The 26,062-nt window shown below is 73.4% G+C and carries 23 protein-coding genes; 12 read left to right on the top strand and 11 right to left on the bottom strand.

Annotated features, from left to right (window positions below):
* The 8 genes from SZN_RS21895 to SZN_RS21860 all read left to right on the top strand — a co-directional run.
* The coding region (locus SZN_RS21895; protein ID WP_007498676.1) for a phosphopantetheine-binding protein at window positions 1-263 on the top strand (263 nt) is incomplete at its 5' end.
* A gap of 88 nt (window positions 264-351) precedes the next feature.
* Window positions 352-1,068, top strand: a complete 717-nt coding sequence (locus SZN_RS21890; protein ID WP_007498674.1) for a GPR1/FUN34/YaaH family transporter — start codon at window positions 352-354, stop codon at window positions 1,066-1,068.
* Between the two features lie 61 nt (window positions 1,069-1,129).
* Window positions 1,130-2,185, top strand: coding sequence for a hypothetical protein (locus SZN_RS21885; RefSeq protein WP_007498672.1), 1,056 nt, complete (start codon window positions 1,130-1,132; stop codon window positions 2,183-2,185).
* A 163-nt stretch (window positions 2,186-2,348) separates the two neighbouring features.
* On the top strand, window positions 2,349-3,413 hold the full coding sequence (locus tag SZN_RS21880) for a methyltransferase (protein ID WP_007498670.1): 1,065 nt from the start codon (window positions 2,349-2,351) through the stop codon (window positions 3,411-3,413).
* A 213-nt stretch (window positions 3,414-3,626) separates the two neighbouring features.
* Window positions 3,627-4,670 (top strand): methyltransferase, encoded by a 1,044-nt coding sequence (locus SZN_RS21875; protein WP_007498668.1) that lies wholly within the window; start codon window positions 3,627-3,629, stop codon window positions 4,668-4,670.
* A gap of 197 nt (window positions 4,671-4,867) precedes the next feature.
* Window positions 4,868-6,562, top strand: a complete 1,695-nt coding sequence (locus SZN_RS21870) for an MFS transporter (protein ID WP_007498666.1) — start codon at window positions 4,868-4,870, stop codon at window positions 6,560-6,562.
* Between the two features lie 346 nt (window positions 6,563-6,908).
* On the top strand, window positions 6,909-8,522 hold the full coding sequence (locus tag SZN_RS21865) for an FAD-binding oxidoreductase (RefSeq protein ID WP_007498663.1): 1,614 nt from the start codon (window positions 6,909-6,911) through the stop codon (window positions 8,520-8,522).
* Window positions 8,523-8,844: 322 nt separating this feature from the next.
* The gene (locus tag SZN_RS21860; protein ID WP_007498661.1) at window positions 8,845-9,687 is read left to right on the top strand and encodes a methyltransferase domain-containing protein; all 843 of its coding nucleotides are present in this window, start codon (window positions 8,845-8,847) and stop codon (window positions 9,685-9,687) included.
* A 130-nt stretch (window positions 9,688-9,817) separates the two neighbouring features.
* On the opposite strand, the gene SZN_RS21855 is transcribed toward SZN_RS21860, so the two are convergent.
* From SZN_RS21855 to SZN_RS21840, 4 genes are all read right to left on the bottom strand, one after another.
* Window positions 9,818-10,753, bottom strand: a complete 936-nt coding sequence (locus SZN_RS21855) for an SDR family oxidoreductase (RefSeq protein WP_043732290.1) — start codon at window positions 10,751-10,753, stop codon at window positions 9,818-9,820.
* Between the two features lie 529 nt (window positions 10,754-11,282).
* The gene (locus tag SZN_RS21850) at window positions 11,283-12,407 is read right to left on the bottom strand and encodes a chitinase (protein WP_007498657.1); all 1,125 of its coding nucleotides are present in this window, start codon (window positions 12,405-12,407) and stop codon (window positions 11,283-11,285) included.
* A gap of 84 nt (window positions 12,408-12,491) precedes the next feature.
* Window positions 12,492-12,794: a hypothetical protein gene (locus SZN_RS21845; RefSeq protein ID WP_007498655.1), complete on the bottom strand. Its 303-nt coding sequence runs from the start codon at window positions 12,792-12,794 to the stop codon at window positions 12,492-12,494.
* 323 nt (window positions 12,795-13,117) lie between these two features.
* Window positions 13,118-13,825, bottom strand: coding sequence for a TetR/AcrR family transcriptional regulator (locus SZN_RS21840; RefSeq protein WP_007498653.1), 708 nt, complete (start codon window positions 13,823-13,825; stop codon window positions 13,118-13,120).
* A 251-nt stretch (window positions 13,826-14,076) separates the two neighbouring features.
* Between SZN_RS21840 and SZN_RS21835 the strand changes: the two genes are divergently transcribed.
* The gene (locus SZN_RS21835) at window positions 14,077-15,891 is read left to right on the top strand and encodes a glycoside hydrolase family 15 protein (RefSeq protein ID WP_007498651.1); all 1,815 of its coding nucleotides are present in this window, start codon (window positions 14,077-14,079) and stop codon (window positions 15,889-15,891) included.
* Here SZN_RS21835 and galE read toward each other — a convergent pair.
* The 5 genes from galE to SZN_RS21810 form a co-directional block, all read right to left on the bottom strand.
* The gene (gene galE / locus SZN_RS21830) at window positions 15,852-16,925 is read right to left on the bottom strand and encodes a UDP-glucose 4-epimerase GalE (protein ID WP_007498649.1); all 1,074 of its coding nucleotides are present in this window, start codon (window positions 16,923-16,925) and stop codon (window positions 15,852-15,854) included. The two genes, SZN_RS21835 and galE, sit on opposite strands and share 40 nt — an antisense overlap.
* A 159-nt stretch (window positions 16,926-17,084) precedes the next feature.
* On the bottom strand, window positions 17,085-17,612 hold the full coding sequence (locus tag SZN_RS21825; protein ID WP_007498647.1) for an NUDIX hydrolase family protein: 528 nt from the start codon (window positions 17,610-17,612) through the stop codon (window positions 17,085-17,087).
* Between the two features lie 242 nt (window positions 17,613-17,854).
* Window positions 17,855-18,664: an SAM-dependent methyltransferase gene (locus SZN_RS21820; protein ID WP_007498645.1), complete on the bottom strand. Its 810-nt coding sequence runs from the start codon at window positions 18,662-18,664 to the stop codon at window positions 17,855-17,857.
* A gap of 133 nt (window positions 18,665-18,797) precedes the next feature.
* The gene (locus SZN_RS21815) at window positions 18,798-19,622 is read right to left on the bottom strand and encodes a hypothetical protein (protein ID WP_007498643.1); all 825 of its coding nucleotides are present in this window, start codon (window positions 19,620-19,622) and stop codon (window positions 18,798-18,800) included.
* A 255-nt stretch (window positions 19,623-19,877) separates the two neighbouring features.
* On the bottom strand, window positions 19,878-20,363 hold the full coding sequence (locus SZN_RS21810; protein WP_007498641.1) for a Dps family protein: 486 nt from the start codon (window positions 20,361-20,363) through the stop codon (window positions 19,878-19,880).
* Window positions 20,364-20,602: 239 nt separating this feature from the next.
* On the opposite strand from SZN_RS21810, the gene SZN_RS21805 reads away from it, so the two are divergent.
* Window positions 20,603-21,790, top strand: a complete 1,188-nt coding sequence (locus SZN_RS21805) for a thiolase family protein (RefSeq protein ID WP_007498639.1) — start codon at window positions 20,603-20,605, stop codon at window positions 21,788-21,790.
* A gap of 208 nt (window positions 21,791-21,998) precedes the next feature.
* Window positions 21,999-22,772, top strand: a complete 774-nt coding sequence (locus SZN_RS21800; protein WP_007498637.1) for a sulfite exporter TauE/SafE family protein — start codon at window positions 21,999-22,001, stop codon at window positions 22,770-22,772.
* An 80-nt stretch (window positions 22,773-22,852) separates the two neighbouring features.
* Here the strand turns inward: SZN_RS21800 and SZN_RS21795 are convergent, their stop codons facing one another.
* Complete coding sequence (locus SZN_RS21795; protein ID WP_208865834.1) at window positions 22,853-24,313, bottom strand: alpha/beta fold hydrolase; 1,461 nt, start codon at window positions 24,311-24,313, stop codon at window positions 22,853-22,855.
* A gap of 201 nt (window positions 24,314-24,514) precedes the next feature.
* On the opposite strand from SZN_RS21795, the gene SZN_RS21790 reads away from it, so the two are divergent.
* Window positions 24,515-25,255, top strand: coding sequence for a cobalt-precorrin-6A reductase (locus SZN_RS21790; protein ID WP_007498633.1), 741 nt, complete (start codon window positions 24,515-24,517; stop codon window positions 25,253-25,255).
* A gap of 12 nt (window positions 25,256-25,267) precedes the next feature.
* On the opposite strand, the gene cobF is transcribed toward SZN_RS21790, so the two are convergent.
* Window positions 25,268-26,041 carry a precorrin-6A synthase (deacetylating) gene (cobF, locus tag SZN_RS21785; RefSeq protein ID WP_043732300.1) on the bottom strand — a complete coding sequence of 258 codons (774 nt, stop codon included), beginning with the start codon at window positions 26,039-26,041 and terminating at the stop codon, window positions 25,268-25,270.
* Between the last annotated feature and the right edge of the window lie 21 nt (window positions 26,042-26,062).

The raw sequence follows: 26,062 nt of genomic DNA, 5'->3' as shown, positions 1-26,062 counted from the left end.
CCGTCTGGGGTGACGTGCTCGATGTCGGTGAAGTCGGTGCGGACGACGACTTCTTCGCCCTGGGCGGCCACTCCCTCCTCGCCACCCGCGTCGTCAGCCGGCTGACGTCACACACCGGCGCGGACGTACCGCTCCACGTCGTCTTCCAGCACCCCGTACTCGGCGACCTCGCACGCCAGTTGGCCGACCCGGCGTCCTGGCCTGCCGCCCCCACCCGGATCCAGCGCCTCAGGCGTGTGAGGCGCGGTCCGGCCGCGGGGTGACACAAGGCGCATCCCCGCACCCGATCTCCCCCGCCACTTCCGCCCGTCCACGTCTGCTCGCCACGAGACCAGGAGACAGGAGACAGCAATGAAGCAGGAGAACACGACACTCGACATGTCACCGGCGCCGAGCGCCGACCTGAGGAGGCCCGTTGCGCCCGTCCCGGACCTGTCCCACGGCCCCCGGGCCAACGAGCCCGCCATGCTGGGCTTCGGCGGATTCCTGCTGGGCTCCATCTCGCTCGCCTTCTATCTGAAGGACGTCAGCGTCCCGGCCAACTCCCTGGTGGCCTCGCTGCCCATCATGGTCTTCGCCAGCACCGTCATGCTGCTGATGGCCTGCGCCTGGGCCGCGCGGCTGGGCGACGGGGTGTTCGCCGCGGTCTACGGCCTGTTCGGCACGTTCTGGCTCAGCTTCTCCATCCTCAGCCTCGCCCTGAACAACAACTGGATGGGCGAGTTCGAGAACATCGAACAGCGGCAGGCCACCGCGAACTTCGTCCTGGTGTGGGCCATCGTGATCATCCTGCTGACGGTGACCACCCTGCGGCTGCCGCGGGCCTTCACGTTCCTCTTCGTGGTGGTCTCCGCGACGCTGCTCGTGCTCTTCGGCTCGATCGAGCAGGCCATCGACCAGACCGTCAACAACCCGCTGAAGCCCGGCGACCCGTGGCTCATCTACGTCGGCATCACCACGATGTTCCTCTTCATCGCACTCGGCATGTACATCTTCGCGAGCTTCATGCACCGCGCGACGGGCGCCAAGAACCTTCCCCTCGGCAAGCCCTTCGTCAAGGGCCGCTGACCTTCCGGCCCTGTCGACCGCACGGACCTCCCGCCCCCCACGCGTACGAAAAGGAGGCACGATGACCGACTACCTGCCCCAAGTCGCCACCGTCCCCTTCCCCATGCCGCGCCCGGAGGACCTGCCCGACGACGCCCCGGCGATCGCGGCGGCGGCCCCGTCCGTCCTCGCGCTGCCGGCGGGCGAGGTGGCGCGCCCGGCGAGCCGGACGGGCGTCGCCGAGCTGCTGGCCGCCGCCCGGACCGCCCGCACGGAACTCGGCCGCGTGTCCAGCACTCTGGTCGGCGACGATCCGGGGGAGTCGCGACCGAACCGGGACAACGACCTGGCGTTCGGCATCGAGCGGCACCTCGGGGACCCGCTCGCCCTGTTCGTCCAGGCCGCCCTCAACGCCCACATCGGCATCCTGGAGATCGCCGAGGAGCGGGGCACCGGGCTCGACCAAGCCTCCTGGTGCGACCTCGTGAAGGGCTTCGACACGCTGCTGCTGTGGCTGGCCGAGCCGACCCGGCTCCCCGCACCGCTGCCGGTGCCCGGATGCGCGGGGTCGGGGAGGCCGGAACCGCTCGACGGGCTCCGGCGCTGGGTCCGCGGTCACCACGTCTTCATGGTGCTCTCCCAGGGCGGCACACTCGCCCTGAACAGCCTCGCGGCGGCGGCCGATACACGCGACGAGGAGGGGGCCGCCACGGCGGCCGGGGTGGCGTCCCGGGTCATGTGGGCCTGCCGTGCGGCGCTCGCGTTCGCCGGGGACGCCAGCCCCGGCCAGTACCAGGCGGAGATCAGACCCACCCTCATGCCGCCCGTCGCGCCCCCGCAGATGAGCGGACTGCGCTGGCGGGACCACGAGGCCCTGGTGGTGGCGCTCACCGAGTCCCGGGGCGCCTGGTCCTGGCTGGCCGAGCGACGGCCCGGCGCCCTGGAGGACTTCCGGACCGCGCTGGACGCCACCTACGAGGCGCACAAGGGGGTCTGCGGACACTTCGTCGGCAGCCAGTCGCCGAGTCTCCTCGCGACCAGCAGGTCCCATCGGCCCGCCGTCGGTGTCATCGAGCAGTTCCACCGGCTGCGGGCGGGTACCCTCCCGGCCCCGCCGGGCGCCGGCCCCCACCGCTGAACATCCTGATCTGAAAAGGCCGTTCGCCCTCCGTCCGTGCCGGCGGGCGCGTCGGCACGGACCGCCACACCCACGTCCCGGCCGCACCGTACGAGCGCCGGACCGTCCCCACGCCCACCGGTCACCGGTGGCGACGAACCCACATCCGAGAGGCAGGGCACTCATGACCGAGACCGCATCCACCCAGCACGACGGGCCCCTTCAGCTCGACATGGACGGCCTGTCCCGGATCCTCTTCGGGCACGCGGCGTTCCAGTACCTCAACGCCGCCTGCGAACTGGGCCTGCCGGACCTGGTCGCCGAGAAGCAGGAGCTGACCCGGGACGAGATCCGTGAGGCACTCTCCCTCCAGGAACGCGCCGCCGACATCCTCCTCCTCGGCTGCACCTCGCTCGGCATCCTGGTCAAGGAGGACGGCCGGTACCGGCTGGCCGGGGTCGTCAGGGACCTCATGGACGAGGGGGACTGGCAGCGGTTCAAGGACACCGTGGCCTTCGAGCAGTACATCGTGTACGAGGGCCAGCTCGACTTCACCGACTCGCTCCGCGAGAACCGCAACGTCGGCCTGCGCCGGGTCCGCGGCTCCGGCCGCGACCTCTACCACCGGCTCGCCGAGAACCCGCACATGGAGCAGGTCTTCTACCGCTACATGCGGTCCTGGTCCGAACTCGCCAACAAGCACCTGGTCCGCGAACTCGACCTGTCCGGGCGCAAGCACCTGCTGGACTGCGGCGGCGGCGACGCCGTCAACGCCATCGCCCTCGCCCGAGCCAACCCCGACCTCAAGGTCACCGTCCTCGAAATACCGGCGTCCGGCACCATCGCTGAGAAGAAGATCGCCCAGGCCGGCGTCGGCGACCAGGTCTCCGTCGTCACCGGGGACATGTTCAGCGACGCGCTGCCGACCGGCTGCGACGTGGTCATGTTCGCCCACCAGATGGTCATCTGGACACCGCAGGAGAACACCGACCTGCTCCGGCGGGCCTACGACGCGCTGCCCGAGGGCGGCCAGGTCGTCATCTTCAACTCCATGTCCAACGACGACGGGGACGGGCCGGTCGTCGCGGCCCTCGACAGCGTGTACTTCGCGGCGCTGCCCGCCGAGGGCGGCATGATCTACTCGTGGGCCACCCACGAGAAGTCCCTGCGCGACGCCGGGTTCAGCACCCTGAAGCGCATCCCGTTCCCGGGCTGGACCCCGCACGGCGTCATCGTCGCCACCAAGTAGCGTCCCGCCCGCCCCCGCGCGGACACCTCCGGGCCGGCCACCACGGCGGCCCGGTGCGCCGACCCCGCCGTCCGCCCTCCCCCCTCCGGCTTCCGCCCCCCTCCGGCGCCCGCCCCGTACGGCCGCCCCGCGCCGGGCCGGGCCCGCACACGACCACGGCGCACAGGACGCCGCGACCACGACCCACCCTCCCCGCCACGATGAGGTGACCGCGTGCTCCACCCACAACTCCGCGACGACGCCGCACGGATGCGCATGCTCCTCTACGGCCAGCTCGTCTCCAGGGCGGTGTGCACGGCGGTGGAACTGGGCCTGCCGGAGGCACTGGCAGGGGGCCCCCGCTCCGCCGAGGACCTCGCGGGCGAGGTGGCCGCCCACCCCTTCGCGCTCCGCCGGCTGCTGCGCGCCCTCGCGCCCTTCGACGTCTTCACCGAGGAGCCCGACGGCACCTTCTCCCTGAGCCGGCTGGGCACCACCCTGCTGCCGGACACGCCGGGCACGGCTCGCCCCACCGCCCTGCTGCTCGCCGATGAAGTGGGGCGCACCTGGGGGGAGTTGGCGCACACCATGCGCACCGGCGACTCCGCGTTCTCCCTGCTTCACGGGTGTGCGCTCTTCGAGCACCTGGAGCGTCGGCCGCAGCGGCGCGAGGTCTTCGACCGGTCCCAGGAGGCCGGTCTGCGACTGGAGTTGGACGAGATCTTCGAAGCCGTCAGCTTCGACGCGTACCCGAGGATCGTGGACGTCGGCGGCGGCAACGGCCATCTGATGTGCGAACTGCTCCGCCGCACCCCGGGCAGCACCGGCGTCGTCCTCGACCTGCCGGGAACCGTCCAGCTCGCCGAGAAGCACATCGTCGAACGCGGCCTCACCGACCGCTGCACCGCCGTCGCGGGCGACTTCTTCAGCGGCGTCACCCCGGGCGCGGACCTCTACCTCGTCAGCCACATCCTGCACGACTGGGGCGACGAGCGGGCCGCCGCCGTCCTGCGCACCTGCGCCGCCGCCATGCCCGCGCACGGGCGGGTCATCGTCATCGACCTGCTCACCGACGCCGCGGACGACCGGGGCGGACGCCACCGGCTCCCCGCGCTGATGGACCTCTACATGCTCTCCCTCTTCGGCGCGACCGGCGGACAGGAACGCACCGAGGGGGAGTTCACCGCGCTGCTCGCGGCCGCCGGACTGGAACCGGAGACCCTCCGAGCGCTGCCCAGCGGCATGGGTGTCCTCACGGCCCGCCACCGCACCGCCTGACCGGCCCCGACGCGCCCCAGGACCCCCGACCGGCACACCCGACGCGCCCCAGGACCCCCGGACCGGCACCCCCGACGCGTCCCCCGACCGCCTGACCGGCACCCCCGACGCGTCCCCGGATGCCGGACCCCGACCGGTGCGGCCACAGACCGTTCGGACGCCCGCATCACCCTCCCGTCGCTGGATAGGCACTCCCCATGACTCAGGACCCCACCGTCGCCGCCCCGCCCGCCCGCGCCGGCATCCGCGAATGGACCGCGCTCGGCGTCCTCGCGTTACCGGCGCTGCTGATCAGCCTCGACACCACGGTGCTGCATCTCGCGGTCCCGCACCTCAGCGCCGGCATCGACCCCAGCGGTCTGCAACTCCTGTGGATCGTGGACATCTACAGCTTCCTCATCGCGGGGCTGCTGATCATCGCGGGCGCCCTCGGCGACCGGGTCGGGCGCCGCCGGCTGCTGCTGGCCGGAGCGGCGGGCTTCGGTCTTGCCTCCCTGCTCACGGCGTTCTCCACCAGCGCGGAGATGCTGATCGTCAGCCGGGCGCTGCTCGGGATCGCCGGGGCGACGCTGATGCCGTCCTCGATGTCCCTGATCCGCAACATGTTCCTGGACTCGCGGCAGCGGTCCGTCGCCTTCAGCGTCTGGATAGCCTGCTTCCTGGTGGGCGGGGCGATCGGCCCCCTCGTCGGCGGCGCCATGCTGGAACGCTTCTGGTGGGGCTCGGTGTTCCTGCTGAGCGTGCCCGCCATGGTGCTGCTGCTGATCCTCGGACCGGTGCTGCTCCCCGAGTACCGGGACCCGGCCCCCGGCCGGATCGACCCGGTGAGCGTGCTGCTCCTGCTGGTCTCCCTCCTGGCGACCGTGTACGGCCTCAAGTCGACGGCCGGGAACGGCGTCGCGCCCCTCCCGGTGGTGCTGCTCGTCGGCGGACTCACGCTCGCCGCGCTCTTCGCCGTACGGCAGCGCCGCCTCACCCACCCTTTGCTGGAACCGGCGCTGTTCCGGGTGCGCACCTTCACCGTCTCCCTCGGCACCATGGGCCTCGCGCTGTTCGTGATGTCGGGCTCGCAGTTCTTCGTCGCGCAGTACCTCCAGATGGTCGTCGGGCTCTCGCCGCTGGAGACCGGTCTGGCCTCGCTGCCCGGCAGCGTCGGCGGGGTGGCCGGGGCGCTGCTGGCCCCGGTGGGGCTGCGCTGGATGCGGTCCTCGCAGGTGATGACGGCGGGCCTCGCCCTGGCCGTGATCGGTTTCGCCGTCCTCACCCAGGTCGCCGCCGACACCGGGCTGGTCCCGGTGATGGTCGCGCTCGGCCTGCTCAACTTCGGTGTGGCGCCCACCATCGCGCTCGGCACCGACATGATGATCGAGTCCGCGCCGCCGGAGAAGGCCGGCGCGGTCTCCGCGATCTCCGAGACCTGCCACGAACTCGGCCTGGGCATGGGCATCGCGATCCTCGGCAGCGTCGGGACCGCCGCCTACCGCGCCGAGGTCGCCGGCACCCTGCCCGCCGGACTGCCCGCAGGTGTCTCCTCGCGCGTCCAGGACACCATCGGCGCGGCCGTGTACGAGGCCGGAAGGCTGCCCGGGGAGACCGGCACGGCGGTCCTCGGCGCCGCACGGGCGGCGTTCACCCAGAGCCTCTTCCTCGTCAGCGTCATCTGCACGGTGATCGCGCTGGCCGTCGTGGTCGCGCTCGCCGTCCTGCTCCGCCCGGCCAGGGAGCGGGGCGGCAAGGAGACCACAGGCGCCGAGCCCCTCCCGCACGAGCACGAGCACGATCACGCGTACGAGGGCCACGAGGGCCACGAGGGCGAGGGCGGGCGGGGCGACGCACTCCCGGCCCCCGGCAGCCTGCACCCGGCGGCGGCACCGGAGGACCGCAGCCGCTGACCGGCGTAGGGACCAGCACACCCCGTACCGGCGCCCGCGCCCGTCCCGGCGCCCGCGCCGACGACCTGGCCGACCTGATTCCCGCCATCGTTTTTCGGCCAGGCGGCGACCCCTTCCGGAATCCCGGGCTTCGCGAATGCGGGCAGATTCGCGCACTTGCCTGTGAAAGGGAAACAGGCGAACTCGCTCCCGGTGGAAAGTGCTTCGTGATTGGATCACTTTTCGCGACTGACGGCTCAATGCGGCGCTCATGGCCTAAACTTCCGGTCTGTCGCCGTCGAGCGAGTCGGCGAACGGCCAAGATCAAGCTGCGCCCGATTTCCGTGACACCTGAGGAGTCGCGTATATGTCTGAACTGAACCGCCGTGGATTACTTACGCGTGCCGCACTCACCGGAGCCGGACTGGTCACGGCGGACGTCATCGCGGGAGGCCGCCCCGCGGCCGCGGCGACGCCCCGCGCCGGACAGTGCGCACCGGCGTTCGACTCCGTCACCGTACAGCCCGCCGACTCCCGTTACGAGAGCTTCGTCCGCGCGCACAACACCCGCTTCAGCAACCGGCCCGACCAGGTCACCGTCGCCACCTCCGCGGCCCAGGTCGCCGAGGCGCTGGGCCGCGCCGTCGCCGCCGGACGGCAGGTCGCCGTCCGCTCCGGCGGCCACTGCCTGGAGAACTTCACGACCTACGCCGGGGTCGAGGAGCTCATCGACCTCTCGCAGATGGCGGACGTCCACTACGACGAGCGTATGCGCGCCTTCGCCGTCGGCCCCGGCGCGATCGTCGCCCCCACGCAGAACACCCTCTTCAAGGGCTGGGGCGTGACGATACCCTCGGCCGGCTGCTCCGAGGTCGGCCTCGGCGGCCACATACTCGGCGGCGGCTACAACTTCTACTCGCGCATCCACGGCGTCGCCGTCGACCACCTCCACGCCGTCGAAGTGGTCGTGGCGGGCGCGGACGGACAGCCCCGCACCATCGTGGCGACCCGGCGCCGCACGGACCCCCACCGCGACCTGTGGTGGGCCCACACCGGCGGTGGCGGCGGCAACTTCGGCATCGTCACGCGCTACTGGCTGCGCACCCCGGGCGTGGCCTCCACCGACCCGGGCGACCTGCTGCCCCGCGCCTCGAACCAACTGGTCCGCAACGTCCAGTGGTCGTGGGACAACCTCTCGCCCCGCGCGTTCAGGACCCTGGTCGGCAACTACTCCCGCTGGTACGAGCGCAACAGCGCTCCCGGCGCCCCGGAGGTCCAGGTGTGGGCCTCGTTCTCCGCCTCGCACCAGGCCGCCGGGGTGATCGGCCTGATGGCCGGCGTCTCGAAGGACGTCCCCGGCGGAGAGGCCCTGCTGAACGGACTGTTCGACGCGACGACCGCCGGAGCCGGCGTCACCTCCGTCGCCGACACCCGGTACGAACTGGCCTGGCTCGACCGGGACAACTGGTACTGGGGCCAGTCCGGACGCCAGAAGGACAAGACGTCGGACCTCAAGAAGAGCTACACCGACGCCCAGTTGGACACCATCTACGGGTATCTGACGGACGACTCGGTCAGCAACCCGGGCGCCCAGGTCAACCTCGCCGGACTCGGCGGGAAGATCAACTCCGTACGCTCCGACGCGACCGCCTACGTCCACCGGGACTCCGTCCTGCGCGTCTACTTCACCCCCGGCGTCTGGCGCACGGAGGCCGACGACGCCGCGCACGTCGGGTGGGTGCGCCGGCTCTACCGCGACGTCTACCGCGACACGGGCGGTGTCCCGGTGCCCAACGCGGTCAACGCGGGCGCGTACATCAACTACCCCGACGTGGACCTCGCCGACCCGGCGTGGAACACCTCCGGCACCCCGTGGCACGGTCTGTACTACGGCGCGAACTACGCCCGCCTCCAGCGGGTCAAGTCGGCCTACGACCCGCGCGACCTCTTCCGCCACGCACTGTCGATCCGTCCCGCCTGATCCCGGGCCACCCGGCGTGGTCCGCCGTCCGGCCGGGGGTCCCACCGGGGGCCGCCGGCCGGACCGCGATCCGCGCGGTGCGCCCCGGGACACGCGTCCGCGAACGCACCGCGCGAACGCACCGCGCGAACGCGAACGGCGACCCGCGCCGCCGGACCGGGGAAATTCACCGCTTCCCCTCTGCCTCGTCCGCACCACTTTCTTTCGAACCCCGGGAAAATCCCGCACTTCACCTCCGCAATAGGCGCCGGGGAGGGTCCGGAACTGTCGCGGACGGCGGGAAACCGGGTCCAGGTTCCGCCGACCAGAGAGGGAGACCGAGATGGCTGCCGAGAAGTCCGGCGTCGACAATGTCGCGAATTTCTACGAGGGCCTCGGCCAGGTTCTCAATATCGCCTGGGGGGAGAATCTGCACTACGGCTACTGGGAGGACGACGCCGACGACAGCACCGTCGGGACCGCCACCGCCCGGCTCACCGACCTGCTGATCGACCTGCTCCGGCCCGCGTCCGGCGACACGGTCCTCGACATCGGCTGCGGGGTGGGCAAACCGGCGCTCCAGCTCGTCGCCGCGAGGAGGACCCGGGTCACCGGCATCACCATCAGCGACGTGGAGGTGGCGCGGGCCGCCGAGAACGCCGCCGCGGCAGGCCACCGCGACCTGGCGACCTTCCGCAACGCCGACGTGACGGACCTTCCCTTCGAGGACGACGCGTTCGACGCCGCCTGGGCGGTGGAGTCCCTGCTGCATGTGCCGGACCGGGGCCGGGCGCTCGCCGAGACCGCCCGGGTGCTGCGCCCCGGCGGACGGCTGGTGATCGCGGACACCGTCCAGCGCCCGCCGCTCGACGCCGGGAGCCGCGCGGTCCTGGACGCGTTCCGAGCCGCGTACCACGTGAGCCCCTACGCCACCGCCGACGAGTACCGGGACCTGCTCGCGGCCAACGGCTTCACCGGCATCGACGTGCGCGACATCAGCGACAAGGTCGTCCGGACCGGAAGGGTCATGGCCGACGCGGTCGCGGCCCGGCGCGACGAACTCGCCCGCATCGAGGGGCCGGAACCGGTCGACCAGTACATCGACCTCATGCGCCGAGCGGCGGCCAGTCCGGGAATCGGCTACCTCGTGATCGCCGCGACCCTGGGCCCGGCGTCCGGCGCCTGACTCCGCCGCCCCCGCCGGTCCGCCCCGCCACTGCCCGGCACCCCTCCGCCGCGAGGAGTGCCGGGCAGCCGTGGTGCCGGTCGCCGCCCCCGGAGCCGGGGCGCGCGCCCCGGCCCCCGACCGGCACCGGTCACCGGTAGCCGGCCGTGTCCGCCGGCTTGCCCGGCTCCTCGACCTCGACCAGGTACCGCCAGCAGTCGGGCCGGGAGCCGTCGAGGTCGGTGAAGCCGTACTCCTGGGCGAGCTGACCGCTCGACACGGACTGCCCGTTCCAGCGGGCCACCTCCGCGTCACCCGCCAGCGCGGCCACGGCGCGGCCCACGTAGGACGGGCTCTCCGAGATGGCGAAGTGGGGCACCTCGGCCAGCGCGTCGCGCCAGGTCTCCTCCGTCACACCCAGCGTCTCCAGCATCATCTCCGAGCGCATCCAGCCCGGAGTGAGCGTCACCGCCGTCCCGCCGTACTGCTTGAGCTCGTGCGCGAGCACGAACCCCATCCGCAGCACGCTGTTCTTGACCAGGTCGTAGAAGTACGAGTTGCGGTAGTGGCTCCCGTTGTACGCGGCGGTCCCGTCGGTCATCTCGATCACCAGCCCGCCCGGCTCGCGCACCAGCAGCGGCAGCAGGAAGTGACTGGAGATGGCGTGGGTGTCCATGCCCAGCCGCATCAGCCGCAGCCCGTTGTCGAGGTCGTGCTCCCACACCTTCTTGTCGAACTCGAAGAGCTTCTCACCCCCCCAGACGTCGTTGACCAGCACGTCGAGCCGCCCCTGCTCGGCGTCCACCCGGGTGGCGAGCGCCTCCACCTGCTCGGGCACCAGATGATCGGTCGGCACCGCGATCCCGGTGCCGCCCGCCGCGGTGACCAGTTCGGCGGTCTCCTCGATCGTCTCCGACCGGTTGTACTCCGACCGCTGCGCCCGGGTCGTCCGGCCGGTGACGTACACCGTCGCGCCCGCCGCCCCCAACTCGACCGCGATGGCACGTCCGGCTCCCCGCGTGGCGCCCGCGACCAGCGCGATCTTCCCGCTGAGGTCCGGAGCCGGTGTAACGGGCTTAACGCTCATGGAGTTTCCTTGTCTGTCCGCGCGTTCGTGGCCCCGCGCCGGTCGTCGACACGGGTCCGTCACTCCATGATCGCCCCCTAACCCGACAACCTCTGTCGCCTTTCCGGCCCATTTCCGCGCGTCGGACGGAAGCGCGGAGCCGGCCGCCGCCGGACGGGTGACGCCGGACGCGGTACGCGCGCGGAGGGCACGAGCGGCGGACGCGCGCAGGAGACGCGGACGGCCCCCCGCGGACCGGTGTCCGCGAGGGGCCGCCGTGAGCGGGCCGGGCCGGGCCGGGCGCAGGGGGCGAAGGCGAGGCCCGGCGGCTTGGACCGGTTGAGGGTGTACGGGGAGTCACCGCCGTCGGTCTTGAGGGTGGCCGAGCCGAAGTCCGCGCGCATGAGCTTGTCGCGGAACCCGGGCGGACAGCCGTTCCCGCCGACGAGCCGGGGGGCGGAACCAGTCGCCCGTCACGTCCTCCGGCGGCTCGCCGTTGCCGTTGGCGAGGCGGAAGGTGCGGGTCGCCTCTCCTGGCCGGACGGCGTCGTCAGCAGGAGAGGTTGGCGCCGGGGGAGACCCCGAGGACGGAGGTGAAGCGCTGGTAGGCGTCGATGCGGCTCTGCACCTGCGCGGGGTTCTTCCCGTCGCATTCCAGGGAGCCGTTGATGGAGCGGATGGTCTGGCCGAAGCCGGCCTGGTTGACCATGGCGTTGTGGGGGGTCATGGTGCCGGGGCCGTTCTGGGTGTTCCAGTACCACAGGCCGGTCTTCCAGGCGACGTCCGACTCGTTCTGCACCCGCCAGGGGTTGTTGAGCAGGTCGATTCCGAGGGCGTCGCCGGCCGCCTTGTAGTTGAAGTTCCACGAGAGCTGGATCGGGCCGCGCCCGTAGTAGGCGGACTGCCCGGCCGGGCAGCCGTAGGGCTGGTTGCGGTCGCAGTAGTTCGGGTAGTTGGCGGTGTTCTGCTCGACGACGTGGACGAGTCCGCCGGTCTCGTGGTTGACGTTGGCGAGGAAGGCGGCGGCCTCCTGCTTCTTCACCGTGTCGCTGCCGGTGTTGGCGAAGCCGGGGTAGGCGCTCAGCGCGGCGGTCAGCCCGCTGTAGGTGTAGAACGCGTTCCGGTTCGGGAACATCTGGTTGAACTGGGCCTCGCTCACCACGAAACCGGACGGGTTGCCGCCGCCCCCGCCGCCGCTCGCGGGCGCGTTCCACTTCTGGTTCGCGGCGCCGGTGCAGGTCCAGATCTGCAGCCGGCTGCCGTTGGCGCTGCTGTTGCCGCGCACGTCCAGGCACTTGTCGGCGGCCGGGTTGACGATGTCGCGCGCACCGGAGACCACCCACTGCTGGTTGGGGCTGCCCGCGCAGTCCCACAGCTGGACGGCGGCGCCGTCCGCGGTGCTGCGCTCGGCTATGTCCAGACACTTGCCGAGCGCGCGCAGGGTGCCGTCACCGGGGTTGGACCAGACCTGCGCCCCGGTGCCGTTGCAGTCGTAGAGCTGCACGGCGGTGCCGTTGGCGCTGTTGGCTCCGGCCACGTCGACGCACTTGCCGGCGAGGCCGCTGATGGTGCCCTGGGCCGCCTGGGCGGAGGGCGCCGCGGTGAACAGGGCGGCCAGGACGGCCGTCAGCACGGCGAGCACCACGAGGCGGGGTCTGTGCAGGGTGGAGGACATGAGGAGAACACTCCTTGGGGTGTCGGGGGGCGGGCCGGCCGCCCCCGGAGAGCGGGGCGGCCGGCGGTGGAGCAGGGTGGCGCCTTACGGGTGGCCGGGCAGATCGGCCACGGTGGTCGAGGAGTCGGACGGGCCGCCCGTGTTGTTGACGGCGTTGCGGATGGTGCCCGCGCCGTCCGGGGAGACCGTCACCCTGCCGGTGAACCGCGCCCCCGGCCTGTTCGGCGCCTCGAAGGCGCGCTGCGCGGCCACGCCCGGATTGGCGTTGAAGTAGCAGTAGCCGCCGATGGCGTACGCCTGACGGGTGGTGGCGGAGGGTGGCGGTGGTGCCGAGTCGGCCGGTGCGGGCGGCGGACACCCGGTGAGGTTCCGCTCGGACCGGGTCACGCCGGAGCGGCGGTCCGCCGGGCCGCCGGTGCGGGGAGAGGGGCGAGCGCGGGGAGAGGGGCGAGCGGGCCCGCGGTGGGGGAGGGGACGGCGGGGGACACGGCCGCGAGGAGAGTTCCGGACATGCGCGGTGGCCCTTCGTGGGGGGTGAGAGACCAGAGCCGCGTTCACCTCGTGAACGGTGGCTGCGTCACGGGGTGCTGTGGCTGATGCGTGAACCTAAAGGTATGGACCACTTTCGTCAAGACATGAAGTAAGCGTCGTCGCCGAGGAGTTGTACGGACCTGTCGCGCCCCGGCCCGTCCGGCCGCCGCGCGGGCGGCTCACCCCGTCGGCGCGAACCGGTCCAGCAGCGCCGCCAGTCCGGCCGCCAGCTCGCGCGGACCGCCCCGCTCGGCGAGGGCGGGGGCGGTCTCCCGCAGGGTGGGCAGCTCCCGGGCCGGCATCCGGTGCAGCCCCAGCCGGAAGGCGGGATCCGGCTCCTCGGGGCTGTCCACCATGGCCTGGAGCTCCACGGAGACGAAGCCCAGGACCCAGCCGGTGTAGGCCCGGAAGAGCGTCGCGGACCGCGCCGCCCCGAAGCCCGCCTCCCGCAGCAGGGCCAGCACCCGCTCCTGGTGGCGCAGGGTCGCCGGGGGGCGCCGGGCCAGCGGGACGGTGAGCATGCGCGTCGCGAGGAGCGGCACCGCGCGGGGGTGCCCGACGCAGACGTCGTACGTCGCCCGCGCCACCCGCTCCAGCTCGCCCCGCCACGCCGGGACCGCCTCGGCGGCGTCCAGGTGCTCCTCCAGTTCCCGGTGCAGGGCCTCGACCAGGCCGTCCAGCAGGGCGTCCTTGCCGGCGGCGTAGCGGTAGAGCGCCATCGCCTCCACACCCAGCTCGGCCCCCAGGCGGCGCATGCTCAGGGCCGTCAGGCCCTCCCGGTCGACCAGGTCCAGGGCGGCGGACAGGACGCGCTCCCGGTCGAGCCTGCCGTAGCGCCCGCGGTCGCTCGCCCGGCGCGCCGGGCCCGGTCCGAGGTCCTTCGCCATGGTCGGCCTCCTCGCCGTCACCCCGTGCCGCCGGCCGGCCGCACACCAGGGCGTTTACGGCGTAAACCTACGGCAGCAGCTCCCGTTCCGCCGCCCGGTTGCCCGGCGCGCCGCGGTGCGTAACATGTACGTATACGTCGTAAACATCCTACGGGAGGCTCCCCCGCTTCCCCCGTTTCCCCGCTTCCCGCGAGGCGCGGGCCCGGCGCCCGCTCGGACCGCCGGTCCCGGCCGGTGGGCCGGTGGCGACCATGAGTGCACCCATCGAGGACTACGCCCTCATCAGCGACCTGGAGACAGCCGCCATGGTCGGCCGGGACGGCTCCGTCGACTGGCTGTGCCTGCCCCGGTTCGACTCCCCGGCCTGTCTGGCCGGCCTCCTCGGCACCCGGGACAACGGCTCCTGGCGCGTCGCGCCGCTCGCCGCGGACCGCTGCACACGCCGCGCGTACCGGCACGACACCCTGGTGCTGGACTCCACGTGGGAGACCGCGACCGGCACCGTGCGGGTCACCGACTTCATGCCCCCGCGCGCCGAACTGCCCTGCCTGATCAGGGTCGTCGAGGGCCTGTCGGGGACCGTCGCCGTGCGCAGCGAGCTGCGGCTGCGCTTCCACCAGGGCCGCGTGGTGCCCTGGGTCCGGGCCGCGGGCCGCGCCACGGTGGCGGTCGCGGGCCCGGACGCCGTCTGGCTCGGCACCGACGCCGAGGTGCGCGCCACGGACACCGGCGACGCCACGGTGCACGACGTCACCGTCCCCGCCGGGCGGCGGCTCGCGCTGACCCTGGTCTGGTCGCCCTCGCACCGCCCCGCACCGCCCGCCCCGCTCGCGCTCCCGGCCGAGACCCTGCTCGCGGAGACCGGCGACTACTGGCGCGACTGGAGCGCGCGGTGCCGCTACGACGGACCCTGGCGCGACGCCGTCGTACGCTCCCTGATCACCCTCAAGGCGCTCATCTACGCGCCCACCGGCGGTGTCGTCGCCGCGCCGACGACGTCCCTGCCCGGGTGCATCGGCGGCGGACGCAACTGGGACTACCGCTACTGCTGGCTGCGCGACTCCGCCATGACCCTGTCCTGCCTGCTGCACAGCGGCTACCGCGAGGAGGCGAAAGCCTGGCTGGACTGGCTGGTACGGGCCGTCGCGGGCGACCCCGCCGCCCTCCAGACCGTGTACGGCGTCGGAGGCCAGCGGCTGCTGCCGGAGACCGAGGCGCCCTGGCTGCCCGGCTACGAGGGCTCGCGTCCCGTCCGCTTCGGTAACTCCGCGGTCAGCCAGTTCCAGCTCGACGTCTACGGCGAGGTCCTGGACGCGCTCTGCCTGTCGCTGCGCGCCGGGATCGCCCTGCCCGCCCATGTGTGGAGCCTGGTGGAGGCCCTGATGGGGCATCTGTGCCGGCACTGGCGCGACCCCGACCAGGGGCTGTGGCAGACCCGCGGCCCCCGGCGGCACTTCGTGCACTCCAAGGTGATGGCCTGGGTGGCCGCCGACCGCGCCCTGCGCATGGGCCGGCTGCTCGGCCGCGACGGCTCCGCCCGGCAGTGGCGCGCCCTGCGGGACCAGGTGCACCGGCAGGTGTGCCGGGAGGGCTTCGACCCCGCACGGCGTGCCTTCGTGCAGGCGTACGGCTCCCACGCCCTGGACGCCTCGGCCCTGCTCATCCCCCGCCTGGGCTTCCTGCCCGCCTCCGACGCGCGGGTGCGTGCGACCGTCCGCGCCATGCGCGGGCTCGACGACGGCGGATTCGTCCGGCGCTACGCCCCCGACAGCGACGGCGTGCACGGCGCGGAGGGCACGTTCACGGCCTGCTCCCTGTGGTACGCGGACGCGCTCGCCGCGACCGGCCACCCCCGGCGGGGCCGGGAGACCTTCGAGCGCGTCCTCGCCATCCGCAACGACGTCGGTCTGCTCGCGGAGCAGTGGGACCCGGACGCGCACCGCCAACTCGGCAACGCCCCGCAGGCGTTCAGCCACATCGCCCTGGTGGAGACCGCGTTCGCCCTGTCGGCCCCGCCGGCCGGACCTCAGCCCGCGGCGTCCGGCCGCCGGGCCGTGCCCGTGTAACCGTCCGGGTTGAGCCGCTGGAACCGCCAGGCGTCCCGGCACATGTCGTCCAGGTTCCGCACCGGACGCCAGCCCCACGCCCGCGCCACGGCGCCCGCGTCCACGACGAGCCGGGCCACGTCGCCGGGCCTGCGGGCCACCACCTCGTACGGGACGGGCCGGCCGCAGGCGGCGGTGAACGCGGCCACGACCTCCCGCACGGAACGCCCCTGGCCCGAACCCAGGTTGTACACGTGCAGGCCCGGCCCGTCGGCGAAGTGGTCCAGCGCCCTGCGGTACGCCTCGACGGCGTCCATGATGTGCAGGTAGTCCCGGACCGTCGTCCCGTCCCGGGTGGGGTAGTCCCCGCCGAACACCCGCAGCCGCTCCCGCGCGCCCCCGGCCACCCGCGCGACGCTCGGCATCAGGTTGTCGGGGTCCCCGAACGGGTCGGGGCCCAGCAGGCCGCTGGGATGCGCGCCCGCCGGGTTCGCGTACCGCAGGCACAGCACGGTGTAGTCCGGGTGGCGCCGGCAGACGTCGGCGAGGATCTGCTCGCAGGCCCACTTGGAGGCCGCGTACGGGCTGACGGGCCGGACCGGCGTCGCCTCGTCGAGGGGGCCTGGCCCGGCGTCGCCGTAGAGCGCGCAGGAGGAGGAGAAGACCAGCCGCCGCACGCCGTGCTCGTGCATGGCGTGCAGCAGGGACGTCGTCGCGCCGACGTTGGCGTCGTAGTAGGCGACCGGCATCCGGGTCGAGGCGCTCACGGACCGCAGCCCGGCGCAGTGCACCACGGCGTCCACGGCGTGCCGGTCGAAGACGGCCGACAGCGCCCGCCGGTCGCGGATGTCCAGCTCGTACACGGCACCGGCGAACCGGCCCGCGACGCGCTCCATGCGCGGCAGGACCTCGGGACTGCTGTGGGAGTAGTCGTCGACCACGATCACCTCGTAGCCGTGGTCCAGCAGATCGACGCAGGCATGGCTGCCGAGGAACCCGGCACCGCCCGTGACGAGGATCGTCGACGGCGTACTCTCCGGCTCGTTGCGCGTCATGGGCGACGCTCCCGGATGCGGCCAGAACGCCGTATGTTTACGACGTATACGTTCGACTATGCGACCTTTGTCCGGCGGCGTCAAGCCGTGCCGGGCGGGGCGGGCGTCCGCGGGGCCGCGGGCACCCGCCCCCGGCGCGGGGCACGGCGCGCGCCGCGCTCAGATCACGCAGCCGACATGGGCCAGCGCCTGCTTCAGCAGCGCCCCGTGCCCGCCGGGCATCTCGCTCTGCACCGCGGGCGACAGGGCCTCCTGCGGGCTGAACCAGACCAGGTCCAGCGCGTCCTGGCGCGGCCGGCAGTCGCCGGTGACCGGGACGACGTAGGCGAGGGAGACCGCGTGCTGACGCGGGTCGTGGTACGGCGTGACGCCGTGCGTGGGGAAGTACTCCGCGACCGTGAACGGCTGGAGGGAGGTCGGCACCCGGGGGAGCGCCACCGGTCCGAGGTCCTTCTCCAGATGGCGCAGCAGGGCGTCGCGGACCCGCTCGTGGTGCAGGACGCGCCCGGAGACCAGGGTCCGGCTGACCGTGCCGTCCGGTCCGATGCGCAGCAGCAGGCCGATGCTGGTGACCTCGCCGCTGTCGTCGACGCGCATGGGCACGGCCTCGACGTACAGGATCGGCATGTTGGCGCGCGCCTGCTCCAGCTCGTCGGTGCTGAGCCAGCCGGGCGTGGTTTCGGTCATGTCTGACATTGCTTGATCATACTTTCCGGGATCGCGGACGCTCGGCCGCTGCGGGACGGGGCTCGGGGTCGGGGCCGGAAGGCCGGCGGTGCGGTAACGGCACCGGAATCGTGCCCCTGATCAGGCGCGGCCAGTCCGGGACGGGGCCGGCAAGGGTGGTCATACGGTCTCCTCGGCGAACTCGGCCGGTCCGTGCCGCGGGTCGTGCCGGGCCGTGCCGCCCCGCACGGCCGCGTGGCGCCTCAGGGCTTCAGCCCCACCGCTCCGTACTGCGGCACGGCGGCGGGGGAGCCGGGGGCCCGCCACCGCGAGCACGACACCAGGCCGGGCTCCAGCAGCTCCAGGCCCTCGAAGAAGGCCGCGATGTCGGCGCCGCCCCGGGCGGTGATCGGCGGGGTGGCGTTCTCGTTCCAGAACTCCATGGCCGGGATCTGGCCCTCGCCGCCCACCTCCGCGTCGAACGTCGGATGGGTCAGCACCAGCAGGCTGCCGGAGGGGACCGCGGCCATCACCCGCCGGACGATCTCGCGGGCCTTGTCGTGGTCCAGCACGAAGTTGAGGATGCCCAGCATCATCACCGCGACCGGGGCGCCGAAGTCCAGGGTGACCGAGGCGCGTTCGACGACGGCGTCCGGGTCGTGCACATCGGCCTCGATGTACGCCGTGACGCCCTCGCGGGTGCCGGTCAGCAGCGCGCGGGCGTGCACCAGCACGATCGGGTCGTTGTCGACGTAGACGATCCGCGAGTCGGGCGCGACGCGCTGGGCTATCTCGTGGGTGTTGTCCGCCGTGGGCAGCCCGGTGCCGATGTCCAGGAACTGCCGTACGCCGCGCTCCTCGGCGGCCAGGCGCACGGCACGGCCGAGGAAGTCGCGGTCGGCGCGCGCGATGTCGCGGATGACGGGGAACATCCCGGCGACGTGCTCGCCGACGCGCTGGTCGACCTCGTAGTGGTCCTTGCCGCCGATCCAGTAGTTCCACACGCGCGCGTTGTGCGCCACACCGCTGTTCAGCCTCGGCGGCTCGCCCGACGGGGTGTGGCCATCGCTCACGACTCGTCCTCTCCTCGCACGCCCGACCGAGACCGGCCCTCGTCGCCATTGTGCCGGTCCGTTGATCACGCTGTCCCCGGAATCGGCGGACGGGACGGGGCCGCCGGCGTACGGCGGGACGGGGACGGGCCGTTCAGTCGACCCCGCTCGGGGTCGGGGCGGGCGACTTGCCCGCGAGGACGTCCTCCAGACGCGGCGTGCCCTGCTGCACGGCCGCCTTGACGGAGTCCTCCTCGCCCCCGGCGAGCCCGCCCGCCGTCACCGTGATCGCGTTGTCGCCCACGCGGACCACGGCCACGTCCAGGGTGAGCGTGGCGTCCTGGCCGCCGGTGCTGCCCCTGACCGTCACCCGCAGGCCCTGGCGGGCGTCGCCGACGGAGGGCAGCGAGGTCTCGACGACCTGGACCGTGCGCTTGCGGCCGCCCGAGTCCAGCGTGAACTGGTCGCACTCGGAAGGCAGTTTCGCCATCCGGTCCAGGGAGTCCTGGAGGGCGCCGCGGTCGTAGGCGGCGACCTGGTACAGCAGGCGCGAATCGTCCTGTGTGAAGCCGCGGAGCGCGCTGGCGCCGGACGGCTTGCCCAGCAGGTCCTCGTCGAAGAGCGAGTCCGTCAGCCGCTGGCAGTCGGCGGCGGCCGACTTGCCGGTCAGGAACTGCGAGACGTCGACGGTGCCGACGAGCAGGCTGTCGTTCCAGTTCTCCGCCTCGCTGTCCTTCACCTGCGTCCAGTCGTCCTCGATGTCCGCCTCGGTGATCAGCGCGGTCCGCGCGCCCGCCTCGGTCAGCACGGCGGCCGGGGACGACGACGGCTGCTTGCGGGCCGCGGGGGACGCCGTGACACCGGCGTCCCCCGCGGCCTTCGCGCCGCCGCCCTGCGAGCAGGCGGCGGTGCCGAGCAGCACGCCGGCCGCGAGTGCGGTGGACAGGACGCGGGTGGGTCGGGACGGACGAGGGGTCATCGGGGGTGCCTCCTGGGAACGGGACGCGAGTCCCGTTCAGCCCACCACCGGCCCCGGCGCCCGACCAGCGGCGCCGGACCGTTCGGGTGAGCGGGGGAAAGGCCCCCTCGGCGCCGGCGCGCGCTCATCTCCGCTGTCACTGCTGTCTCCGCCGCGCCCGCGTGCGGTGCGCCCGGACCCCGGCCGGATCCGGGCATGTCCCGGGGTGGTGTCGGGCGCGGGCCCGGCGGGCCCGGGGGCCGCCGTCAGGCGCCGTCAGGCGCCGTCGCGCGGCCAGTTCTCCGCGTCGAACATCCAGCGCTCCTTCTCCAGATCGCCGGTGACGGCGATGAGCAGGTCCTGCGTCACCGGGTCCGGCTCGGCGGTCGCGGCGACGCGCTCGCGCAGCCGCTCGACGGCCGCCTGGAGGGAGTCCACGATCAGCTGGACGACCTCGGTGTCGCGCAGCCAGCCCTCCTTGGGGCCGGGCAGGGCGTAGGCGGCCGCGACGGTCTCGGGCCGCCCGTCGGGCGGCAGGCCGAGCGCCGCACAGCGTTCGGCGACGGTGTCGGCGTGCGCGCGGGTCAGGTCGACCACCTCGTCGAGCTGGAGGTGGATGGAGCGGAAACGCGGGCCGACGATGTTCCAGTGCGCCTGCTTTCCGATCAGGGAGAGTCCGAGCAGATCGACGAGCGTGTTCTGCAGGGCGTCCCCGGCGATCCGGCGGGCCGGCTCCGGGAGCGTGCTCTTGACCAGGGCCATCACGAGCCCCTCTCTGCGGTGGGTGCCGTGGCGGACGACGGCGGTCGCGTCGGCCGCCGCCGCCCCGTGCGGGCGCGGGTGCCCAGGGCGAACCTGGGCAAACGCGACACGTCCCGAGGGGTGGACAGGCCGTCCGCGAAGGGGGATCTTTCCGGGTGTCCGGGATCGGTCTATAGTCCGAAACTAGCGGTGCTAATGAACAGGGTGCCGTCCCGTACGGCCCGGTCAGGAGTCCCCTCGTGCGTCCCGTCCACTTCGCGGCCGCCCGCCGCACCCCCCTCGGCAAACTCCGCGGCGCGCTGTCCGGCGTCCGTCCCGACGACCTCGCCGCCGCCGTGATCCGGGGCCTGGTCGCCGACGTCCCCGCCCTGGACCCGGCCCGCGTCGACGACGTCTACTGGGGCGCCGCCAACCAGGCCGGCGAGGACAACCGCAACGTGGCCCGCATGGCGGCGCTGCTGGCGGGCCTTCCCGAGTCGGTGCCCGGCGCCACCGTCAACCGCCTGTGTGCCTCGGGACTGGAGGCGGTGACGACGGCCGCCCGCACCATCGCCGCGGGCGAGGCCGACATCGTGCTCGCCGGCGGCTCCGAGTCGATGAGCCGGGCCCCCTTCGTGCTGCCCCGCCCCGACGAGGCCCTGCCCCACCGCATCGAGACCGTCGACACCCGGCTCGGCTGGCGCCTGGTCAACCCGGCCATGAAGGACCTGCACGGACTGCTGGCCATGGGCGAGACCGCCGAGGAGGTCGCCGAACGGTACGGCATCACACGCGAGCGGCAGGACGAGTTCGCGCTGCGCAGCCACCGAAGGGCCGCCGACGCCCGCGGGAACGGCTGCTTCGACGACGAGATCCTGCCGGTCGTACGCGCCGACGGCGTGCGCGTCGACAGCGACGAGTGCATCCGCGAGGACACCTCCTACGACAGGCTCGCCCGCCTCAAGCCGGTCTTCCGCGCCGGCGGCTCGGTCACCGCGGGCAACGCCTCGCCCATGAACGACGGCGCCGCCTGCCTCCTCCTGGTCAGCGAGGAGGCCCTGAACGAGCTGGGGCTTGAGTCCCTCGGCCGCTACGTCGCCGGTGCCTCCGCCGGGGTCCACCCCGACGTGATGGGCATCGGGCCGGTCCCGGCCACCCGCAAGGCACTGGCCCGCGCGCGGTGGTCGACGGGCGACGTCCAGGAGGCCGAGTTCAACGAGGCGTTCGCCGCCCAGGCCCTGGCCTGCGTGGACCAGCTGGGCATCGACCCCGAGCTGGTCAACCCGACCGGCGGCGCCATCGCGCTCGGCCACCCGCTGGGCTGCTCGGGAGCGCGGATCCTGACCACCCTGCTGCACCGGATGCGCCGGACCGGCGCGCGGCGCGGCCTCGCGACCATGTGCGTCGGCGTCGGACAGGGAACCGCGGTCCTGGTGGAACGGCGCTAGTGCGGTGGCCGGGAGGGTGTGCCGGCGAACCCTCCCGGTCACCGACCTGGCTGTACTGACCCGTGAGGCGGGGGACGCGGCGGGCGGCGTTCGTCCCGTCCCGCGAGCGTCCGCCCGCCGCGGTGCCAGGGGCGCTCGCCGTCGCAGGGGTCATCTGGCGAGACGCCCCTTACCCGCGCCGTTGCGTGGACATAGCATCGGTCTCCGCATGAACACGATGACCCTCTTCCACCTCACCGGCTGGGAGTTCGCCGCCCTCGCCTTCGCGGCCCTGCTCGTCGGCTTCTCGAAGACCGCCGTCAGCGGGGCCAACACGGTCAGCCTCGCGATCTTCGCCGCCGTCCTGCCCGCGCGCGCCTCCACCGGCGTCCTGCTCCCGGTCCTCATAGCCGGCGACATCCTCGCCGTCCTCACCTACCGCCGGCACGCCCACTGGCCCACGCTGTGGCGGCTGTTCCCCGCGGTCGCCGCCGGGGTCGTCCTCGGCACCCTGTTCCTGGTCCGGGCCGACGACGGCGCCGTCCGCACGTCGATCGGGGCGATCCTGCTGCTGATGGCGGCCGTGACGGTGTGGCGCCGCCGCACGGCCGACCGGGAGGAGGAACCGGACTCGGTCGGCACCCGGGCCGGCCGGGCCAAGGCCCGCTCGTACGGCGTCCTCGGCGGATTCACCACCATGGTCGCCAACGCGGGCGGCCCCGTGATGTCGATGTACCTGCTGTCCGCCGGCTTCCGCAAGCTCGGCTTCCTCGGGACCTCCGCCTTCTTCTTCCTCATCGTCAACGTCTCCAAGGTGCCCTTCAGCGCCGGGCTCGGCCTCATCGACGGCCGCTCGCTGCTCCTGGACGCCGCCCTGGTCGTCTTCGTCGTACCGGGCGCCCTGATCGGCAAGTGGGCCGTCGACCGCATCGACCAGCGGCTGTTCGAGCAACTGGTGATCGCCGCGACGGTCGTCGGCGGCCTGCAACTGCTGCTGCGCTGACCCGCCGCACGCGCGCGGGCCCCGCCGGTTCCGGGAGGGCCCGCGCCCACCCGACGGCCCGCCGGGGCCCCGCGCCGGGGTCAGGGAGCGATCCCCACCCCGTCGATCCTGCTCCACACCCGCTCCTGGGCCGCCGTCATGGCCGGCCACCGCAGCCCGCCCGGCCGCGGCTCGACCCGCGAGGCGTACGGCCCCGGGCTGAACGACGGGTCGTAGAAGCAGCCGGTGCCGTACGCGCGGTCGAACGACGGGCACGAGGCCGCCACCGACCGGGGCGTCGGACGGTCACCCGTGCGCACCCACTTGTCCAGCGCCGCGATGGAGTTGGCGTACTCGGCGTCGCTCAGCCCGCTGTGCTCGCTCTCCCGCGTGAACGTCTGCACCAGGTTCCGCTCACGCCCCGCGCCCGCCACGCTCGCCCGGTAGGCCGACTCGTGCTCCACGAACGCCGTCGGATCGCCGATCGCGTGCAGCGTCAGCACGGGGAGGGAGATCCGGCCGGTGAGGTCGCTGTCGTAGGACAGGTCCCGTACGGCCGTGGGGTCGGGAGAGAACCGCTCCACACCGGCGTTGAGCGCCTTGTCGTCGTGCGAACCGGAGTAGCGCACACCGCGGTTGCCGAACGGGTTGCGCCCGCCCAGCCGTTCACTGACGATGTCGCGGAACGTGAAGGTCGCGAACCGCAGATGGGACTCCAGCGTGCGCTCCGGAATGCCGGTCACGCCGAGGATGTCGTCCAGGTTGCGCTGCTGGAGCGCGGTCCGGTCGGCGGGCGCCGAGGACAGCCCGGTGCACTCCTCCAGCCGCGAGCGCAGCCCCGCGCTCGTCAGGGTCGAGCCCGGCCGCAGCCCCTGCCACAGCGGGTACTGCGGCTCGGTCGGACGGGGGTGGTTGCCGCAGTAGTACTGGTAGACCGCCCGCAGGTCGACGCGGTAGTCGTAGCCGCGCGAACCGCCGCCGAGGACACCGTTGGTCAGCAGCGCCCCGTCGTAGGCGCCGCCCTTCCCGCCGTAGGTCTCCACGACCTTCGCGGCGACGTTGCCGCCCCACGACTGGCCGTGCACGAACGTCCGGCGCGGCTTGCCGAACCGCTCCACGAACAGCCGGCGCACGCTCTCGGTGTCGGCGGCGGCCATCCGGGTGCCGTAGCCGCCCCGGCGGTAGGACGAACCCGCCCAGGCGTAGCCCTGCTCGACCATCACCGACCAGCGGCCCAGGTCGTCGATGCTGCGGGCGGGGTCCGACCCGGCGCCCAGGTCGGGGCCGCCGTGCGAGTGCACCACCAGCGAGCCGTTCCAGCCCTTGGGCAGCGCGAGCGCGTAGTAGGCGCCGTTCGCGTCCTGCCCGGTGTAGCAGTCGGCCTTGCCGGCCAGGTCGGCGGGGCACTCGGCGAGTGCCGGGCCCTCGGCGCCACGGGCGGTGGAAGCGCCCACGAGCACACCGACGGCCAGCGCGCCCGCAAGGACGGCGGCCAGCGTCGTGCGGCGTGTGGCCGGGGTGACGGTCCTGCGGATCACCGCGTGGGTTCTCGTCCAGTCCAAGACGCTGCTCCTCGTTCTCGTCGGCGCGTCGTCGAGCCGTGCGCCGTGATGCTAGGGAGCGGCGGGGTGGACGAACCACGGTCCGGCCGTTGTGTTCATAGTGTTCGCCGCGGTGCGCACCGTGACGGGCCGACCGGGCGCGGCGCCCCGCCGCCCGGCCCCCGGCCGCGGCCCCGCGCCCGGCCCTCGTACGCTCCTCGCATGTCCCCGCGTCACGTCCTGGTGCTCGGCGGCACGGCCGAGGCCCGCCGGCTCGCCGCCGCGCTCGCCGCCCGTCCCGGCGTGCGCGTCACCACCTCGCTCGCCGGGCGCGTGGCCCGGCCGGGAGAGGTCGCCGGGGACGTGCGCAGCGGGGGCTTCGGCGGGGCGCAGGGGCTGGCGGACTATCTGCGCGCCGAGGACGTCGACACGCTCGTCGACGCCACCCACCCCTTCGCCGAGTCGATCACCGCGAACGCGGTCAGGGCCGCGCGGGCGACGGGCGTACCGGCCGTCGTGCTGCGCAGACCCGGCTGGCGCCCCGCGCCCGGGGACCGCTGGCACGAGGCCACCTCCCTCGACGGGGCCGCCGCGCTCCTGCCCGGCCTCGGCCGCCGCGTGTTCCTGACCACGGGCCGCCTGGGCCTGGCCGCCTTCGCCCCGCTGGACGGTCTGCGCTTCCTCGTGCGCTGCGTGGACCCGCCCGCCCCGCCCATGCCGCGGCACACCGAAGTCCTCCTGGCCCGCGGCCCGTTCACCGAACCCGGGGAGACGGCCCTCCTGCGCGCGCACCGCATCGACGTCCTCGTCACCAAGGACAGCGGCGGCGCGGCGACGGCGGCCAAACTCACCGCGGCCCGCCGGCTGTCCCTGCCCGTGGTGGTCGTACGGCGCCCCGCGCCGCCCGACGGCGTACGGACGGTGCCGGACGTGGCGGGCGTCCTGGAGCGGCTCGGCCTGTGACGGCAGCCCCGCCTACCGCTCCCCGGGGTCGCGCCGCAGCAGGTAGGTGTCCATGATCCAGCCCTTGCGCTCGCGCGCCTCGGCGCGCAGCGCGGCGATCCTGGGCGCGGCCTCGGCGATCGGACCCGATTCGAGGATCTCGTCCGGCGTGCCGAGATAGGCGCCCCAGTAGATGTCGATGTCCTGGTCGGCGTAGCGCAGGAACGCCTGGTGGGCGTCGAGCATCACCACCACGTCGTCCACGCCCTGCGGGAACCCCTCGGCCAGCCGCCGCCCGGTGGTGATCTGCACCGGCCGGGCGACCCGGTTCAGACCCGTGCGGTGCCGCGCGACCAGCGAGGAGACGCTGCTGATGCCGGGCACGACGTCGTACGCGAAGCCGACCTCCCCCCGCTCCAGGACCTCCTGGAGGATGCCGAGCGTGCTGTCGTACAGCGCGGGATCGCCCCACACCAGGAACGCCCCGGTCTCCTCCTCGCCGAGCTCCCCGGCGATCAGCCGCTCGTAGATCCCGGCCCGCGCGCTGCGCCAGTCGCCCACGGCGGGCGAGTAGGCGGCGCCCCCCGCGGAGCGGTCCCGGTCGGGATCGCGCGCCTCCACGATCCGGTACGTCCCCCGCGGCACGTGCGCGTCCAGCAGATCCCGGCGCAGCCCCGTCAGGTCCGCCTTCACCTCGCCCTTGTCGAGGAGGAAGAACACGTCGGTGTCCCGCAGCGCCCGGACCGCCTGGAGGGTCAGCTGCTCGGGATCGCCCGCGCCGATGCCGATCACATGAATCTTTCGCACGCCCCGAGTCTGCCGCACGCC

The organism is Streptomyces zinciresistens K42 (genome assembly GCF_000225525.1).
Lineage (GTDB): Bacteria > Actinomycetota > Actinomycetes > Streptomycetales > Streptomycetaceae > Streptomyces > Streptomyces zinciresistens.
This window is presented reverse-complemented; position numbering and strand designations above follow the sequence as displayed.